The 15,316-nt window shown below is 66.1% G+C and carries 16 protein-coding genes and 1 tRNA gene; 11 read left to right on the plus strand and 6 right to left on the minus strand.

Features of this window, described 5'->3' with window-relative positions; genetic code table 11:
• Nucleotides 1-53: 53 nt before the first annotated feature.
• Complete coding sequence (locus BLA15945_RS34890) at nt 54-746, minus strand: dienelactone hydrolase family protein (RefSeq protein ID WP_059232683.1); 693 nt, start codon at nt 744-746, stop codon at nt 54-56.
• A gap of 223 nt (nt 747-969) precedes the next feature.
• On the opposite strand from BLA15945_RS34890, the gene BLA15945_RS34895 reads away from it, so the two are divergent.
• Both BLA15945_RS34895 and BLA15945_RS34900 read left to right on the plus strand, forming a co-directional pair.
• A complete protein-coding gene (locus tag BLA15945_RS34895; protein WP_059232682.1) occupies nt 970-2,049 on the plus strand; it encodes an NAD(P)H-dependent flavin oxidoreductase in 1,080 nt (359 codons plus the stop codon).
• A 418-nt stretch (nt 2,050-2,467) separates the two neighbouring features.
• Complete coding sequence (locus BLA15945_RS34900; RefSeq protein ID WP_059232681.1) at nt 2,468-3,610, plus strand: branched-chain amino acid ABC transporter substrate-binding protein; 1,143 nt, start codon at nt 2,468-2,470, stop codon at nt 3,608-3,610.
• A gap of 103 nt (nt 3,611-3,713) precedes the next feature.
• Here the strand turns inward: BLA15945_RS34900 and BLA15945_RS34905 are convergent, their stop codons facing one another.
• Nucleotides 3,714-4,931 (minus strand): MFS transporter, encoded by a 1,218-nt coding sequence (locus tag BLA15945_RS34905; protein ID WP_174994496.1) that lies wholly within the window; start codon nt 4,929-4,931, stop codon nt 3,714-3,716.
• 265 nt (nt 4,932-5,196) lie between these two features.
• On the opposite strand from BLA15945_RS34905, the gene BLA15945_RS34910 reads away from it, so the two are divergent.
• The 3 genes from BLA15945_RS34910 (at nt 5,197) to BLA15945_RS34920 (ending at nt 7,905) form a co-directional block, all read left to right on the plus strand.
• Nucleotides 5,197-5,856 carry a HugZ family pyridoxamine 5'-phosphate oxidase gene (locus tag BLA15945_RS34910; protein WP_174994497.1) on the plus strand — a complete coding sequence of 220 codons (660 nt, stop codon included), beginning with the start codon at nt 5,197-5,199 and terminating at the stop codon, nt 5,854-5,856.
• Nucleotides 5,857-6,212: 356 nt separating this feature from the next.
• Nucleotides 6,213-6,506, plus strand: a complete 294-nt coding sequence (locus BLA15945_RS34915) for an H-NS histone family protein (protein WP_006491875.1) — start codon at nt 6,213-6,215, stop codon at nt 6,504-6,506.
• 241 nt (nt 6,507-6,747) lie between these two features.
• Nucleotides 6,748-7,905 (plus strand): cation diffusion facilitator family transporter, encoded by a 1,158-nt coding sequence (locus tag BLA15945_RS34920; protein WP_174994498.1) that lies wholly within the window; start codon nt 6,748-6,750, stop codon nt 7,903-7,905.
• 51 nt (nt 7,906-7,956) lie between these two features.
• On the opposite strand, the gene BLA15945_RS34925 is transcribed toward BLA15945_RS34920, so the two are convergent.
• The 3 genes from BLA15945_RS34925 to BLA15945_RS34935 form a co-directional block, all read right to left on the minus strand.
• Complete coding sequence (locus BLA15945_RS34925) at nt 7,957-8,427, minus strand: Lrp/AsnC family transcriptional regulator (protein ID WP_006477376.1); 471 nt, start codon at nt 8,425-8,427, stop codon at nt 7,957-7,959.
• A gap of 79 nt (nt 8,428-8,506) precedes the next feature.
• On the minus strand, nt 8,507-9,166 hold the full coding sequence (locus BLA15945_RS34930; RefSeq protein ID WP_027788625.1) for a 3'-5' exonuclease family protein: 660 nt from the start codon (nt 9,164-9,166) through the stop codon (nt 8,507-8,509).
• On the minus strand, nt 9,163-9,807 hold the full coding sequence (locus tag BLA15945_RS34935; protein WP_059232678.1) for an MBL fold metallo-hydrolase: 645 nt from the start codon (nt 9,805-9,807) through the stop codon (nt 9,163-9,165). The genes BLA15945_RS34930 and BLA15945_RS34935 overlap by 4 nt, the downstream gene beginning before the upstream one ends.
• 655 nt (nt 9,808-10,462) lie before the next feature.
• Here BLA15945_RS34935 and BLA15945_RS34940 point away from each other — a divergent pair.
• On the plus strand, nt 10,463-11,074 hold the full coding sequence (locus BLA15945_RS34940) for a septal ring lytic transglycosylase RlpA family protein (RefSeq protein ID WP_059232677.1): 612 nt from the start codon (nt 10,463-10,465) through the stop codon (nt 11,072-11,074).
• Nucleotides 11,075-11,173: 99 nt separating this feature from the next.
• On the opposite strand, the gene rsmI is transcribed toward BLA15945_RS34940, so the two are convergent.
• The gene (gene rsmI, locus BLA15945_RS34945; RefSeq protein WP_059232676.1) at nt 11,174-12,052 is read right to left on the minus strand and encodes a 16S rRNA (cytidine(1402)-2'-O)-methyltransferase; all 879 of its coding nucleotides are present in this window, start codon (nt 12,050-12,052) and stop codon (nt 11,174-11,176) included.
• A gap of 46 nt (nt 12,053-12,098) precedes the next feature.
• Here rsmI and BLA15945_RS34950 point away from each other — a divergent pair, with 46 nt between their 5' ends.
• From BLA15945_RS34950 to BLA15945_RS34970, 5 genes are all read left to right on the plus strand, one after another.
• Nucleotides 12,099-12,527: a YraN family protein gene (locus BLA15945_RS34950; RefSeq protein ID WP_174994509.1), complete on the plus strand. Its 429-nt coding sequence runs from the start codon at nt 12,099-12,101 to the stop codon at nt 12,525-12,527.
• A 126-nt stretch (nt 12,528-12,653) separates the two neighbouring features.
• Nucleotides 12,654-13,238 (plus strand): SIS domain-containing protein, encoded by a 585-nt coding sequence (locus BLA15945_RS34955; protein WP_174994499.1) that lies wholly within the window; start codon nt 12,654-12,656, stop codon nt 13,236-13,238.
• A 17-nt stretch (nt 13,239-13,255) separates the two neighbouring features.
• A complete protein-coding gene (locus tag BLA15945_RS34960; RefSeq protein ID WP_059232673.1) occupies nt 13,256-14,056 on the plus strand; it encodes a BON domain-containing protein in 801 nt (266 codons plus the stop codon).
• Nucleotides 14,053-14,415, plus strand: a complete 363-nt coding sequence (locus BLA15945_RS34965) for a c-type cytochrome (protein ID WP_059232672.1) — start codon at nt 14,053-14,055, stop codon at nt 14,413-14,415. The genes BLA15945_RS34960 and BLA15945_RS34965 overlap by 4 nt, the downstream gene beginning before the upstream one ends.
• A gap of 66 nt (nt 14,416-14,481) precedes the next feature.
• A tRNA-Ala gene (locus BLA15945_RS34970) sits at nt 14,482-14,557 on the plus strand.
• Nucleotides 14,558-15,316: the final 759 nt, after the last annotated feature.

Genomic DNA, 15,316 nt, shown 5'->3' on the forward strand with positions numbered 1-15,316 from the left:
ATGATGGGAGCATAACGCGGACCCGGCGCACCGGGCCCGCAGCCGGGCGCTTTTTACAGGTGCTCGGCGAGGAACGTCAGCGTGCGGCCGTGTGCGAGCGCCGCTGCGCGCTGGTGGTACGACGCGCGGTCCGTGCAGTTGAAGCCGTGCTCGGCGCCCGGATAAACGTGGAAGGACGCGTGGCCGTGGCCGGCGAACGCGGCCTTCACCTGGTCGACGGCCGTGAGCGGGATCCCGTGGTCGTTTTCCGCGTAGTGGAACAGGATCGGCTGCGTGACCTTGTCGGCGAGGTCGAGTGCATTCTGGATGCCGCCGCCGTAATAGGACACCGCCGCGTCGAGCTTGCCGGTCGCGGCCGCACGGTACGCGAGCTGGCCGCCGAAGCAGTAGCCGATCGCGGCGACCTTGCCGGCCACTTCGGGGCGGGCACGCAACGCGTCGGCTGCCGCGCCGATGTCGGCCACCGCGAGACCCACGTCGGTCTTCTTCATCAGTTCGATACCCTTGTCGCGATCCGCGCCTTCGTAGGTCAGCTCGACGCGCGGCTGCGTGCGCCAGAACACGTCCGGCGCGAGCGCGACGAAGCCGTCGGACGCGTACTGGTCGGCGACCGCACGGATGTGCGAGTTCACGCCGAAGATCTCCTGGATGATGATGACGGCTGGGCCCGTGCCGCGCTTGGGCAGCGCGAGATAGCCGCCGAAGCTGTCGTTACCGGTCGGGATGTCGATCCATTGGGCAGTCACGTTCTGAACTCCTGGCGAACGGGATGCGCGATGCGCACCCCGGGGTGAAAGAGGGCGGCCTAGTGTGCCACCAATCGTCGGGTGATGCAGGGCGCGCGCCCGCTTCTCGCGCAGCGATCGTTTCGATCTCGATTATTCATTTTTCGGCGCTGCGCCGCTTCGATAGAGTCGATGTGCCGGCCTTTACAAAGCGCTTTCGCGCATCGTCATCGAAGGATTCGCCATGTCTGCCCGTCAGTTTTCCACCCCCTTTTCCGAACGCTTCGGCCTGCGCCTGCCGCTCGTGCAGGCGCCGATGGTCGGCGCGACCACGACCGCGATGGTCGCCGCCGCATCGAACGCCGGCGCGCTCGGCAGCCTCGGCGCCGCCGCCTTCGCGCCCGAGCGCCTCGCCACCGAAGTCGACGCCATTCGCGCGGCGACCGATCGCCCGTTCGCGGTCAACCTGTTCGTGCTGCCGGACGCCGCGCCCGATGCGGCGACCGTCGCGCGCGCATTGGCGGCGATCGACCCGCTGAACGCGGCGCTCGGCTTGCCGCCGGGCACGGCGCCTGCCCGCTACGCGCCCGATTTTCGCGCGCAGCTCGATGCACTCGTCGCATTGCGCGTGCCGGTCGCGAGCTTCACGTTCGGCGTGCTCGACGCGGCCGACGTCGCGCGGCTGAAGGCGGCCGGCACCTATGTGATCGGCACCGCGACGCACGTGGCCGAAGGGCTCGCGTGGCAGGCGGCCGGCGCCGACGCGCTGTCCGCGCAGGGTGCCGAGGCGGGCGGCCATCGCGGCACGTTCATCGGTTCCGCCGACGATGCGCTGATCGGCACGCTCGCGCTCGTGCCGCAGCTCGTCGATGCGACCGGCCTGCCCGTGCTCGCCGCGGGCGGCATCATGGACGGCCGCGGGATCGCGGCCGCGCTCGCGCTCGGCGCGCAGGGCGCCCAGCTCGGCACCGCGTTTCTCACCTGTGCGGAAAGCGCGATCGCGGCAGACTGGAAGGCGCGCCTGCTCGCGAGCACCGATACGTCGACGCAGGTCACGCGTGCGATCACCGGCCGCCATGCGCGCGGGCTGCGCAACACGCTGATGGCGCGGCTCGGCGAACACGTGGCCGACGTCGCACCGTACCCGGTGCAGAACGCGCTGACCCAGCCGCTGCGCCAGGCCGCCGCGCGTGCGAACGACGGCGACTACCTGTCGCTGTGGGCCGGGCAGGGCGCGCCGCTCGCGCGGCGGCGCGGCGATGCGCTGACGACGTCGCAACTCGTCGCCGCGCTCGATGCCGAATGGCGCGCAACGGCCGCTTGAATCGTTCATATCGGACGACGAAACGCGCGTGTTGTCACGCGCGTTTCATTCAATGATCCCGGGCACAAAATACCGAATCGAAATGCCCCGGGAATCTTTTAAAACGACCTTTCGGCGGGTCGCCCTGAATTAGCGGAAACCCTTATCCGACGGGGCTTGCGGCGATATTCGAGTGGTTGCTCCAAAGTGCGCATATCAGTAGTGTTACCACTACCCCAAAAAAGTCCCACAAATTAATTTGATCACCTACACTTGCGCGCAAGTACGGACGGGTGGCTGCTAAAAGCGGCTGTTTTCACGTGCTTGAGGCCAAGTGCATGAACGATGCAACCGGCGAATCGTCCAGTGATTGCAAACACAGGGATGGCAGCGGGGCACCGGGCGATGGCGTTTATTGGGACCGAAACTGGAGACTTACATGAATATCAAGATGCAAAAGCTGTTGCCGATCACCGCCGCGGCGATGCTGTGCGTTGCAGCTGCAAGCAACGCGGCCGCCGATCAAGTCGTCAAGATCGGCCACGTCGCGCCCTTGACGGGCGGTATTGCACACCTGGGCAAGGACAACGAAAACGGCGCACGTCTCGCAGTCGAGGAGATCAACGCGAAGGGTCTCACGGTCGGCGGCCAGAAGATCACGCTGCAACTCGACCCGCAGGATGACGCCGCCGACCCGCGGCAGGCCACGCAGGTTGCGCAGAAGCTCGTCGACGACAAGGTCGTCGCGGTGGTCGGCCACCTGAACTCGGGCACGTCGATCCCGGCCTCGAAGATCTACAGCGATGCGGGCATCGTACAGATCTCGCCGTCGGCGACCAACCCGGCGTACACGCAGCAAGGCTTCAAGACCACGTACCGCGTGGTCGCGACCGATGCGCAGCAGGGCCCGGCACTGGCGAACTACGCGCACTCGAAGGGCATCAAGAGCGTGGCGGTGGTCGACGATTCGACCGCCTACGGCCAGGGTCTCGCGAACGAGTTCGAGAAGAAGGCGAAGGCGCTCGGCCTGAAGGTGATGTCGCATGACGCGACGAACGACAAGGCGGTCGACTTCCGCGCGATTCTGACCAAGATCAAGGGTGAGAATCCGGACGCGATCATGTACGGCGGCATGGACGCCACCGGCGGCCCGTTCGCGAAACAGGCGAAGCAGCTCGGCCTGCGCGCGAAGATCTTCGCAGGCGACGGCGTGTGCACGGAAAAGCTGGCCGACCTGGCTGGCGATGCGACCGACAACGTCGTGTGCTCGGAAGCCGGTGCGTCGCTCGAGAAGATGCCGGGCGGCGGCGCGTTCAAGGCGAAGTACGAGAAGCGTTTCGGCCAGCCGATCCAGATCTACGCACCGTTCACGTATGACGCCGTGTACATCATCGCCGATGCGATGAAGCGCGCGAACTCGACGGACCCGGCGAAGATCCTCGCGGCCATGCCGGCGACGAACTACACGGGCGTGATCGGCACGACGACCTTCGACTCGAAGGGCGACCTGCAGCACGGCGTGATCTCGCTGTACAACTACAAGGGCGGCAAGAAGTCGCTGCTCGACGAAGTGAAGATGTAACGCAACAAGCGGTCAACAGAAGGGGTGAAAGCGCGCATGCGGCAACGCATGCGCGCTTTCTTTTTGGCCGTTTTGGCCGTTCGGGCCGGCGTGGGCCGGGTGGTCAGATCTTCAGGTGCGCGAGCACCTTCGGCGCGATGGCCGCAACGAGCGCCGCGCACAGCGCGACGACCGACAGGCCGATCGTCAGGTTCGCGGCCTGCGCGACCGCACCGATCACGACCGGACCGAACAGCAGTCCGAAATACGCGAGCCCGGCCACGTGCGCGAGCCCTTCGGCCGCGTGGATGCCCTTCACGCGCGCGGCGGCCGCGAACAGCACGGGCATCATGTTGGCCAGGCCGAGGCCCATCAGCGTGAAGCCGGTCAGCACCGCGACCGGATTCGGCAGCAGCAGCGCGCCGATCATCCCCGCGCATGCGAGCGACGCGCTCGCGAACACGAGCTGCGGCGCGCCGAAGCGCGCACGCACGGCGTCGCCCGCGAAGCGGGCGATGGCCATCCCGCCCGAGAACGCCGCATACGCGGCGCTCGCGAGCGCAGGGCTCGCCGCAACGACGTCGCGCATGTAGACCGTCGCCCAGTCGTACATCGCGCCTTCGGCGATCAGTGCGATCAGCGCGATGCCGCCGAGCATCCACAGTGCGGGCGAGCGCCAGCGGTTGCCGCCGCCGTGCGCCTGTTCGTGGTGCGGCACATGCGGCAGCACGGCCGGGCCTGCGGCCACGAGCACCGCGGCGCTCACCGCCGCCGCGAGCGCGAGATGCGCGGCCGGCGCCATGCCGGCCGACAGCAGCGCGCCGCCGGCCGCTGCGCCCGACATCCCGCCGATGCTGAACATCCCGTGCAGCGACGACATGATCGGCTTGCCGAGCGCGATCTCGACCGCGCTGGCCTCGGCGTTCATCGCGACGTCGAGCGTCGCCATCGAAAAGCCGAACAGCGCGAGCACCGCGAGCAGCATCCAGTAGTCGGGCACGACGAGGATCAGCGCCGCGCACGCGGACATCACGAGCCCGCCGGCGAGGCACGCGGTGCGCGAGCCGACGCGGGCGATCCAGCGCGCGATGGTCAGCATCGCGGCGATCGAGCCGCCGGCGACCGCGAACAGCGCGATCGACAGCAGGCCGGGGCTCAGCGCGAACTTGTCGCGCACGGTCGGTACATGCACGCCCCATGACGCGTACATCATGCCGGCGACGAAGAACAGCGCCATCGACGCGGTGCGCGCCCGCTGGCGGGCCGGCAGCGGCAGCACGCGGTGCGCGTCGGGCGGCGCGGCGAACGGGGACGACGATTCGGGAGAGGAGGATTCGGACACGGGAAGGCTCGTCAAAAAATGCACGGACGCACGCGGCGCCCGCCGGAATCGTCCGATTCTATCGAACCGCTTACGATCCTGCCGGACGCCGGACGCCGGACGCCGGACGCCGGACGCCGGACGCCGGACGCCGGACGCCGGACGCCGGACGCCGATCGTTCGGCCGTTCGGCCGTTCGGCCGATGCGCGGCGCGTTGCGCCGGCGGGTAACATCGAAGCGCGCACGGCAAGCCCGGCGTACCGCCCTTCGACCGCAGGAGTCCTCTTGAACATCGATCCCGCCCTTGCCCTGCATCTGCTGCACCGCTGCGCGCTCGGCACGCTCGCCACCCATGCGCGCGATCCGCAGGGTTTCCCGTATCCGACGGTCGTTCCGTTTGCACCCGATGCAAGCCATCGGCCCGTCATCCTCGTGAGCGGCCTGGCCGAGCACACCCGCAACCTTGCCGCCGATCCGCGCGCGGGCTTCCTCGTCGTCGATGCGACCGATGGCGACGTCCTGAACGCCGAACGCGCAACGTTGCTCGGCCGGTTCGTGCCGCTGGGAGACGATCCGCACGTCGCGGCGCGCTATCTGCGCTACGAACCGGACGCCGCGCGCTATCTTGCCCTCGGCGATTTCGCGTTCTGGGCGCTCGATGTCGAACGGCTGCGCTATATCGGCGGTTTCGGGCGGATGGGCTGGGTCGACGGCACGCATCTCGATGTACTGCCGTCGCTTGCGTTCGACGACGAACAGGCGCTGTGGGAGGCCTACGACGGGGGCGCGGCACGTCGCGACGGGCTCGATTTGCTCGGTGTCGATCGCCACGGTGCCGACTGGCGTTGCGACGGCCGCCGCGTGCGCACGCCATTCGACGCGCCGTCGGCCGATACCGGGGCGCTGCGCGACCGGCTGATTGCATGCGCACGGGATGTGACGTGACGTCGCGGGTCAGTGATTTGTCCGTTTAGCAAACCGCGTCATGTGGTTTTTGCAAAGCTGTCGTCCGATGAAAGCTTCGATTTTCCCGAATAGAGGGTAATTGCGTATGTTGATAGCCCGAATAGGCAATCACTAATGTCCTAATCTCTGTGTACGCGCGTAAAAATTTGAGAAAAGGCCGCAGCCGGTCAAAATGACATGCGCGAATTACAATGGGTCTCGGGATTTTCATGAATCTCTCTTCTATCAAATCTTTTTTGTGCTAATCTCTGCCTTCGAAAATCCGAGGCACATATATTTCATGAATGGTGAGCTGGCTGCAGACCGGCGCCATTGGTCAGATAGAAAGGGAAACTATGTCTTCTTACAAGGACCTGCTGGCCCAGCGGGAGAAGCTGGAGAAGCAAATCGAAGAAGCAAAGTCGCGTGAATACGCTGAAGTGCTGAATGACGTGAAGCAGAAAATTGCCGACTATGGCTTTTCGCTCGCCGAACTCGGTCTCAGCCGCGCGAAGGCAGGTAAGGTTGGCCGTCCGCGCGCAGGCGTGGCCGCGAAGTACCGCGATCCGGAAACAGGCGCAACGTGGTCGGGCCGCGGCAAGCCGCCGCGCTGGATTGCCGGCAAGAACCGCGAACAGTTTGCGATTTAAACGTTTGTTTAAGTCGCCTGTGCTTCAAAAAAGCCGCGTGTCCGTTCAGGAGCGCGGCTTTTTTGTTTCCGGGCACCGCCGGCGCGCAAACATTGTCATAAAAATGTAAGAATCCGGTGTGAATGAAAATGCGACACGTTCGTATAAGCGGTTGATTTAAATGAGAAATTTGTGGGTATTGGAAGGGGTTGCGGAGCGCTTTTGATAGAATTGCGTATCGCACACCGATATCTCATATTTCATGTCCACCTTTTCCGGCGACGCGCAGAGCGCGGATAAGCACGCCGTTGCGCGCAAGAGCACGCTTGTCAGTATTGTTCTGAATGTCGTCCTGGCGACATTTCAGATCGCCGTTGGTGTGATTGCGCATTCGCAGGCATTGATTGCTGACGGTGTGCATTCGATATCCGATTTGATCTCGGATTTTGTCGTGCTGGTTGCGAATCGCCATAGCGGCGCATCGCCGGATGCCGACCACAATTACGGCCATAGCCGCTACGAGACGGTCGCGTCATTGTTTCTCGGCGCGATCCTGATTGCGGTCGGGATCGGCATGCTCTGGCGCGCCGGCGACCGCCTCGTTAATCTCGAAAACATCCCGGCCGTGCATTTTTCCGCGCTGATTGTTGCGTTGACCGTGCTCGTGTCGAAGGAGGCGCTGTTTCGCTACATGCTGCGCGAGGCGCGGCGCGTGCGCTCGGCGATGCTCGTCGCGAACGCCTGGCATGCGCGTTCGGATGCCGCGTCGTCACTCGTGGTCGCGATCGGTATCGTCGGCAGCCTGGCCGGCGTGCGGTTGCTCGACCCGATCGCCGCGGCGATCGTCGGCTTCATGGTCGCGCGCATGGGCTGGACGTTCGGCTATGACGCGTTGCAGGACCTCTCGGATCGCGCGCTCGATACGGCCGACACGGCCGAGATCCGCGCGCTGCTCGCCGCGACACCCGGCGTGCGCGATGTGCACGATCTGCGGACGCGCAAGATGGGCGATGCCGCGCTCGTCGATGCGCACATCCTCGTCGATCCGAAGATCTCCGTCTCCGAAGGGCATTACATCGCTGAGACCGCGCGGGCGCGCGTCCTGTCCGACCCGCGCGTGCTCGATGCGCTGATCCATGTCGATCCCGAGAACGACGCGGCGCGCCGTCCGGCGCTCGCGCTGCCGCCGCGCGGCGAGATTGCCGCACGGCTCGAGGCCGCGCTCGCGCGGCGCGGGCTGCGTGCGGCGACGATCAACCTGCATTACCTGAGTACGGGGCTCGAGATCGACGTGACGCTCGCCAGCGATCCGCGCGATACCGACGCGGCGCTGGCCGGCCGGATCGACGTCGGCGCGCTGGAGCGCGAGTTCGGCGCACGCCGGATCGGCTTTACGCGCGCGATGCCCGCGCAGGTGTAACCCGCGGCCGGTAACTGCGAACGCGGCGAACCGGCCGTGCCGGCCCGTGCGTTACAGCGGCAGTTGCGTGTCGAACTTGATTTCGCGCAGCACGACGCTCGTGCGCACCTGCGACACGGCCGGGATCTTGAAGATCCGTTCGTGCAGGAACACGTCGTAGGCCTTGATGTCCGGTGCGACGATCTTGAGGATGTAATCGGCTTCGCCGGTCGTGCTGTAGCACTCGGTGACTTCCGGGCAGGTCGCGATCTCGCGCTCGAACTGCTCGACGCCGCCTTCGTTGTGGCGCGTCAGGTGCACGTGCGCGAGCGCGCAGACGTGCAGCCCGAGCTTCTCGCGATCGAGCAGCGCCGTGTAGCGCTGGATCACGCCCGACTGTTCCATGTCCTTGATGCGGCGCCAGCACGGCGTGCTCGACAGGCCGACCTGGTCGGAGATTTCCTGTACGGAACGGCGCGCGTCGAGCTGCAACAGGCGAAGGATTTTTTGCGAAAAGGAATCGAGCGTCACCTGCGCCTCCATGCGGCAGCAACAACATGCTGAATGTTAGAGGGCCGGGAAAGGAAACGCAATCTGGTGTGGCGCTGCTGAGCGAGATTCGCTAATTTGCCCGCGGATCCGTGGGATTTTGCCCCGCCCCCGCGTTTTCCGACCGATCGGTGTCCGACACGGCGAGGCCCGCGAGCGCGGCCTGCTGCCGGCGCAGGTCGGCGAGCATGTTGCAGAACAGCGCGCCTTGTTCGATCGCGTCGTCGAGCGCGACGTGCGTATGCGGATGGTCGTCGAACCAGTGCTTCGGAAAGCGCGGCTTGATCGCCTTGCGGTACGGCAGGCCGGTCATCGCGAACGCGAGCGTCTTGATGTCGAGTGCCGACCACGAGAACGGGCAGCGTCCCGCGAAGCGCATCATGTACCAGAACATGAACGTGAAATCGAAGCCGGCCGGCATGGCGACGAACACCGGCTTGCCGGGCAGCGCCTCGACCCAGTCGACGTATGCGACCAGCGCCGCCTCCGGCGCCTGCAGGTCGCGCCGGCACGCGGCCCAGGCTTCGGGCTCGGTTTTCCACCAGGCTTCCTGCACCGGGTGCGCCTGCGCGCCGGGCAGCGTCTCGAGGTTCGCCGAGAAGGTCGCGATCAACTGCTTGTCCTCGGTGTAGGCGGCCGATGCGAAGCTCAGCATCGAGTGCGGGCCGGGGATCGGGCCGTCGGCCTCGACGTCGGTGCTGACGTAGATTTCCGGGATGGCAGTCTGGTTCATCCGAACACCTTGTCGGACACGAACGGGTTCGTGCGGCGCTCGTCGCCGAACGTCGACACCGGGCCGTGGCCCGGCACGAACGTGACGTCGTCACCGAGCGGCCACAGCTTTTCCTTGATCGAACGGACGAGATCCTCGTGATTGCCGCGCGGGAAATCGGTCCGGCCGATCGAGCCGGCGAACAGCACGTCGCCGACGATCGCGACGCGATGCTCGCGGCTGAAGAACACGACGTGGCCGGGCGTGTGGCCCGGGCAGTGATAGACCTCGAGCGTCTCGTCGCCGAACTGTACGGTGTCGCCGTCGTTCAGCCACTGGTCGGGCTCGAAGGTGTCGGCGGCCGGGAAACCGAAGCGTTCGCTCTGCATCGGCAGCTTCTCGATCCAGAAGCGTTCTTCTTCCTGCGGCCCCTCGATCGGCACGCCGTAGTGCGTCGCGAGCGTCTTCGCGCCCGCACAGTGATCGATGTGCCCGTGCGTGAGCAGCACCTTCTCGACCTGCACGTTTTGCCGCGCGACTTCCTGCTGGATCCGGTCGAGATCGCCGCCCGGATCGACGACGGCGGCACGGCCCGTTTTCTCGCAGACGAGCAGCGAGCAGTTCTGCTGGAACGGCGTGACCGGAATGAGCGTGACTTTCATGAGGGCACCGGCGGCTAAAAGGAGCGATTGTACCGGTCGCGCGCGCCGCCTGCCGCTCGTGCGCCGCATGCCGAGGCGTGCGGACGAGGGCATTCCCGGAGCATGTCGATTGTTACAGCCATAGTGAGAATCAATGGTCCGCCGGGGGGCTTTTCGGGACAACGTTTTGATTTATGTATAATGCGCTCCATTGCGCGTGAATTTCACGCCATTCGCTGGTGTTTCGGCCCCGTTAAAAGAGGCGTCCGATTCACCGTCAAGCATCAGCCGCCGGGGAGTCCGGCGGTGTATCCAGCACCGAACATTCGGTGCTCACGTCTTGTCCGGCCGGGTGCTGCGCGCCCGCCTTGCGGCCCTGCTGCCGCGCCGCCGGATGAGGCCTGTGCCGCCGTTCCTGTGCGTTGGTCGTATCGACGCGCGCGAACGTGAAGCCATGTTCGATGGCGGCATGTGGGGTCTGGTCAGGCTGTTGGGGACAGGTTGCGCCAGACGTGAAAACTAATCAGGACGGTTGCGGCATAGACGAAAGCCGCGCCCATGCTAGCCGCCTGCTCGCATCCGAGCGGGGCGTGCACGCATTTGCCGTCCGGGCCGCGTGTCTGCGCAGTAGCGCAGCGTTGTGAAGGAGCGGCCCGAACCAGAAGGCGACACGTCGATGAATTTACGTTTTCCGAGTCGATTCGGGACCATTGCATTGTTTTTTGCGCTGACGGGCTGTGCGGTGCCACCCAGCCAGACCACCAGCAGCGCGAACCAGAAGAAAGCGGTCGACAAGACGGCCGCTGCCGCGAAGGCGGACGACGACAAGCAGCAACTCAATTTCGATTCCGCGCTGGCATCGATGCCGGCGACGGACAGCAAGGACGCGAAGAAATCGTCGCTGGCCGACGCCGAGCCGATCGACGGCAAGGATGTGTCCGACTTCCGCCAGACGGGCCGCGCTTCGTGGTACGGGCGGGATTTCCACGGCCGCCGCACCGCGAACGGCGAGCGCTTCAACATGAACGCGTTCACCGCCGCGCACCGCACGCTGCCGCTGTCGTCGTACATCAAGGTGACGAACTCGTCGACCGGCAAGTGGGTCGTCGTGAAGGTCAACGATCGCGGGCCGTTCAAGCGCGGCCGTGTGCTCGACCTGTCGTATGCGGCTGCCAAGGTGATCGGCCTCGTGCACGCCGGCACGGGCCGCGTGAAGATCGAAGGGCTGTCGCCGCAGGAAGCGCGCGAGGCCCGTGACGAAATGTTCGCGTCGATCTCGGCGAAGTGACGCGGCGGTTCGTCCGCACACGCATCAGGTATCAAGTATCGAGTACAAAGGGCTGCCTTCCGGCAGCCCTTTGTCGTTCCGGCGCGGCGTCGTCCCGCGTCAGCCTTCCTTCAGCGCGAGCGCACGCGCATACAGCGTGTTGCGCGATGCGCCCGTCAGCGCGGCCGCGAGCTTCGCGGCACTCTTCACCGGCACTTCTTCCAGCAGCAGCCTGAGCAGCGCGTCGTGCGCGGTGTCGTCGGCTTCGCCGCTCGCCGCCGGCGCGCCTTCGACGACCAGCACGAATTCGCCGCGCTGACGGTTCGCATCACCGGCAAGCCAGGTCTGTCCTTCGGCCAGGGTGCCCTGGAACAGCTGCTCGTGTAGTTTGGTGAGTTCGCGCGCAATCAGCAGCCGGCGCGCGGGGCCGAACGCATCGGCGAGCGCGGCGACGGTTTCGGCGATCCGGTGCGGCGCTTCGTAAAACACCAGCGCATACGGGTGCGACACCAGCGCCTGCAGCGCGGTTGCGCGCTGCTTGGCCTTCGGCGGCAGGAAGCCCGCGAACGTGAACGCGCCGGCCCAGCCGCCGGCCACGCTCAGCGCGGTCACGGCCGCGCTCGCGCCCGGCAGCGGGATCACCGCGAAGCCGGCGTCGCGCACCGCGTCGACGAGCCGGGCGCCGGGGTCCGAGATGCCGGGCGTGCCGGCGTCCGAGACGTAGGCCACGCGTTCGCCGCCACGCAGCAGCTCGATCACGCGCTGCGCGGCTTCGCGTTCGTTGTGCTCGTGCACGGCCAGGAGCGGCTTCGAGATCCCGTAGCGGGCGAGCAGCTGGCCCGTGTTGCGGGTGTCTTCGGCCGCGATGCGGTCGGCGAGGCCGAGCACGTGCAGCGCGCGCAGCGTGATGTCGGCGGTATTGCCGATCGGCGTGGCGACCACGTAAAGCGCGGCGTCCGGGTAGTGCTGCGTATGCGCGAGTTCGAGGAGGGCAGTCATGGCAGGCAATGCACGCAATCGCGGCGCAAGCGGAACAAGGTCGGCATTGTGCCACGCGGCGCCGGCCGGCCCGGGCGACGGGCGCGGTTTGCCGCGCGCGGGCGACAACTTTTCCGGCGCGGCGCGATCCAAACCGGTCGGCGCGGCGTTCGAGCAGCGCGCGCGGCAGTTTCTCGAGCGCCGCGGCCTCGGGTTCGTCGCGGCGAACGTGACGATGCGCGGCGGCGAGCTCGATCTCGTGATGCGCGAGCCCGACGGCATGCTCGTGTTCGTCGAAGTGCGTGCACGGCGCAGCGTCCGGCACGGCGGCGCGGCCGCGAGCGTCGGCTGGCGCAAGCGGCGGCGTCTCGTCGCGGCGGCGTTGCAGTTCTGGGCGCGACACGGTGCCGGTGCCGCGTGCCGTTTCGACGTCGTCGCGTTCGAGGCCGGGCGGCTTGCGTGGCTGCGCGACGCATTTCGTACCGACGATGCGTAGCCGCGAGCTGTGACGAGATGTAAAGAGTTCTTGCCGGACCCCCGGAGTGGGTGCCGGAGTACGGTAAACTCGCCGCACCCACGATGTCGCGCGACATGTGCCACGCGCCCAGTTCACCAGGAATCGATGTCAGTCGAACGTATTCAGCAACAATTCCACGACAGCGCCGCGCTTCACGCCGAAGCAGCCGACGCGCTGGCGTTGCCGATCGCAGCCGCGGTCGATGCGATGTTCGCCGCGCTGGCGAACGGCAACAAGATCGTCGCGTGCGGTGACGGCCCGTCGGCTGCCGCCGCGCAGTACCTCGCCGCGTCGCTCGTCGGCGGTTTCGAGCGCGAGCGTCCGGGCCTGCCCGCGATCGCGCTGGCCACCGATGCGTCGCAGGCCGGTCTCATGGGTGCGATGGCCGCCGAGCAACTGTTCGCGCAGCAGGTGCGCGTGCTCGGCCAGACCGGTGACATCCTGCTGGTGCTCGATTCGGGCGGCGCGTCGTCGCGCGTGCTGGCCGCGATCGAAGCGGCGCACGAGCGCGAGATGACCGTCGTCGCACTGACGGGCGGCAATGGCCATGCAGTCGCGGCCGCGTTGTCCGATACCGATATTCCGATCAGCGTGCACGCCGTTCGCGCGGCACGCGTCCACGAAGTCCATCTGCTGACCATCCACTGCCTGTGCGACGGCATCGACGCGATGCTGCTGGGTGAGGATTGAACGAAGGAGAGCCGTCGATGAATCAAAGCCGCGTCAAACAGACGCTCGTCAGAACCACGCTGCTCGCCGCGCTGACGGCGGGCCTCGCCGTGTCGCTGCAGGGTTGTGTGCTCGGGGTCGTGGGCGCAGCGGCCGGCGGCGGCGCGCTGATCGCGACCGATCGCCGTACGCTCGGCGCGCAGACGGAAGATCGCGAGATCCAGGTCAAGTCGCTCACGCAGATCAACAACGGGCTGCCCGACCAGTCGCACGTGAACGTGACGGTGTACAACCGCCGCGTGCTGCTGACGGGCGAGGTGCCGAACGATGCGTCGAAGCAGCGCGCCGAGGAAATCGTGCGCGGCATCAACAACGTGAACGGCATCGTCAACGAGCTGTCGGTCGAGCCGGCGTCGTCGCTGTCGTCGCGTGCGAACGACTCGTACCTCGAAGGGCGCGTGAAGTCGGAACTGATCGCGACGAAGGGCATCTCGGCGAACTACTACAAGGTCGTCAGCGAGCGCGGCAACCTTTACCTGATGGGCCTCGTGACGGTGGACGAAGGCAATCGCGGTGCGGAAGCCGCGAGCCAGGTGCCGGGCGTCGAGAAGGTCGTGAAGGTGTTCCAGTACGTGAAGCCGCAGGACGCGCAGGCGCTGCAGGACGCATCGCCCGCGAGCGGCGCATCCGGCGCGCAGGCTGCCGCCGCGCCGGCGGACAGCGCGACGGTCGGCGCCGTGCCGGACGCGTCGGTGCAGTCCACGCCGCTGCAATCGCCCGCACCGATCTCGAATTCGTCGAGCGTGCATCCGGGCAACCCGAAGGCGAAGGCGCAATGAAGGCCGTGAAGATGACGCAGATGAAACGATGGATCGCGCAGGGCGCCACGGCGGTTGCGCTCGTGGCCGGCACGCTGGGCGCGGCGCACGCGGACGTCGGCGACGGCCTGAAGGTGGCGCGCAGCAACGCATGCATGGGCTGTCACGCGGTCGACCGCAAGCTCGTCGGCCCGTCGTTCAAGGATATCGCCGCCCGCTACAAGTCCGATCCGCAGGCCGTCGCGAAGCTGTCGAAGAAGGTGAAGGACGGCGGCTCGGGCGCCTGGGGCGCGATTCCGATGCCCGCGCATCCGCGCATGAGCGACGCCGACGTCCGTTCGGTGGTCGAATGGGTGCTGGCCGGCGCGCCGTCAAAGTGACGCTTCAGGGGGCACGTAACCCCTATTGCCAAGCGCAGAAATGCGTGTGTATGATGATTGACTGATGGGGCGGTAGCTCAGCTGGGAGAGCGTCGCGTTCGCAATGCGAAGGTCGTGAGTTCGATCCTCATCCGCTCCACCAAGAATTTCCTTTAAAACCGGCCGCTTAGGCCGGTTTTTTCTTGTTTTTCTTCTATATCAGTCCCATTCTTTTTCGGTCCATTCCAGTCTATTAGTGTCCCAGATTTGTCCCGCGTGAGACCCGTGTCGGATCGGCCGATGCGGCCACTATGGTTCCGTCCGCACGCGTATCCGCTGTTGACTGATTTAAGCAGACCATAGACAATCCAACTCGATTGACCTTTGACTTGATCGGACGAGCCGATCAAGGCCCGTGTGGATAAGCACCCTCCGCGCGCGGTTAACGACATGCCAACCGACCGAATACGAACGGCGTCGGCGCAGCGCAATACAGAGCGCAGCAGGGCATGGCGAAGGAGCCACTGAGGGCCATTCGGCCCGCCTCTTGGTACAACGCTGCGGCGTCTGGGCCATCGGCTGGTGCGCACGTTCGGTAGCTCACATGCACATATTGCTTGTGGGTCGCCGGAGTTCGCCCATGCCAAAAGATTTTCCCGTCGAGTTGCTGACGCTCGGTCAGCTATGTCTTCTTCTCCATAGAAAGCCCGCGACAGTCTACGCAGACATTGCAGGGAAGCGTTTCGATCGCTTGCCGCCGATCGTTCGATTGCCCGGCCAACGGAAGTTGCTCTGGCGCAAGCAGGACGTCTTAGACTGGATTGATCGGCACGTCCAACCAGCAGTGGCTGCCACCGTTGTTAAGCTCAGGTCCCGCAAAGCGGTGCAAAAGGCCGAGGGGGTAGCCGAGTCCCCGCAATCA

The sequence above is a fragment of the Burkholderia arboris genome, assembly GCF_902499125.1.
Lineage (GTDB): Bacteria > Pseudomonadota > Gammaproteobacteria > Burkholderiales > Burkholderiaceae > Burkholderia > Burkholderia arboris.

Excerpts from the sequence above, each read along its gene's own strand:
- BLA15945_RS34895 (WP_059232682.1), top strand. The coding sequence starts at position 970 with ATGTCTGCCCGTCAGTTTTCCACCCCCTTTTCCGAACGCTTCGGCCTG.
- BLA15945_RS34900 (WP_059232681.1), top strand. The coding sequence starts at position 2,468 with ATGAATATCAAGATGCAAAAGCTGTTGCCGATCACCGCCGCGGCGATG.
- BLA15945_RS34915 (WP_006491875.1), top strand. The coding sequence starts at position 6,213 with ATGTCTTCTTACAAGGACCTGCTGGCCCAGCGGGAGAAGCTGGAGAAG.
- BLA15945_RS34920 (WP_174994498.1), top strand. The coding sequence starts at position 6,748 with ATGTCCACCTTTTCCGGCGACGCGCAGAGCGCGGATAAGCACGCCGTT.
- BLA15945_RS34925 (WP_006477376.1), bottom strand. The coding sequence starts at position 8,427 with ATGGAGGCGCAGGTGACGCTCGATTCCTTTTCGCAAAAAATCCTTCGC.
- BLA15945_RS34930 (WP_027788625.1), bottom strand. The coding sequence starts at position 9,166 with ATGAACCAGACTGCCATCCCGGAAATCTACGTCAGCACCGACGTCGAG.
- BLA15945_RS34935 (WP_059232678.1), bottom strand. The coding sequence starts at position 9,807 with ATGAAAGTCACGCTCATTCCGGTCACGCCGTTCCAGCAGAACTGCTCG.
- BLA15945_RS34940 (WP_059232677.1), top strand. The coding sequence starts at position 10,463 with ATGAATTTACGTTTTCCGAGTCGATTCGGGACCATTGCATTGTTTTTT.
- rsmI (WP_059232676.1), bottom strand. The coding sequence starts at position 12,052 with ATGACTGCCCTCCTCGAACTCGCGCATACGCAGCACTACCCGGACGCC.
- BLA15945_RS34955 (WP_174994499.1), top strand. The coding sequence starts at position 12,654 with ATGTCAGTCGAACGTATTCAGCAACAATTCCACGACAGCGCCGCGCTT.
- BLA15945_RS34960 (WP_059232673.1), top strand. The coding sequence starts at position 13,256 with ATGAATCAAAGCCGCGTCAAACAGACGCTCGTCAGAACCACGCTGCTC.
- BLA15945_RS34965 (WP_059232672.1), top strand. The coding sequence starts at position 14,053 with ATGAAGGCCGTGAAGATGACGCAGATGAAACGATGGATCGCGCAGGGC.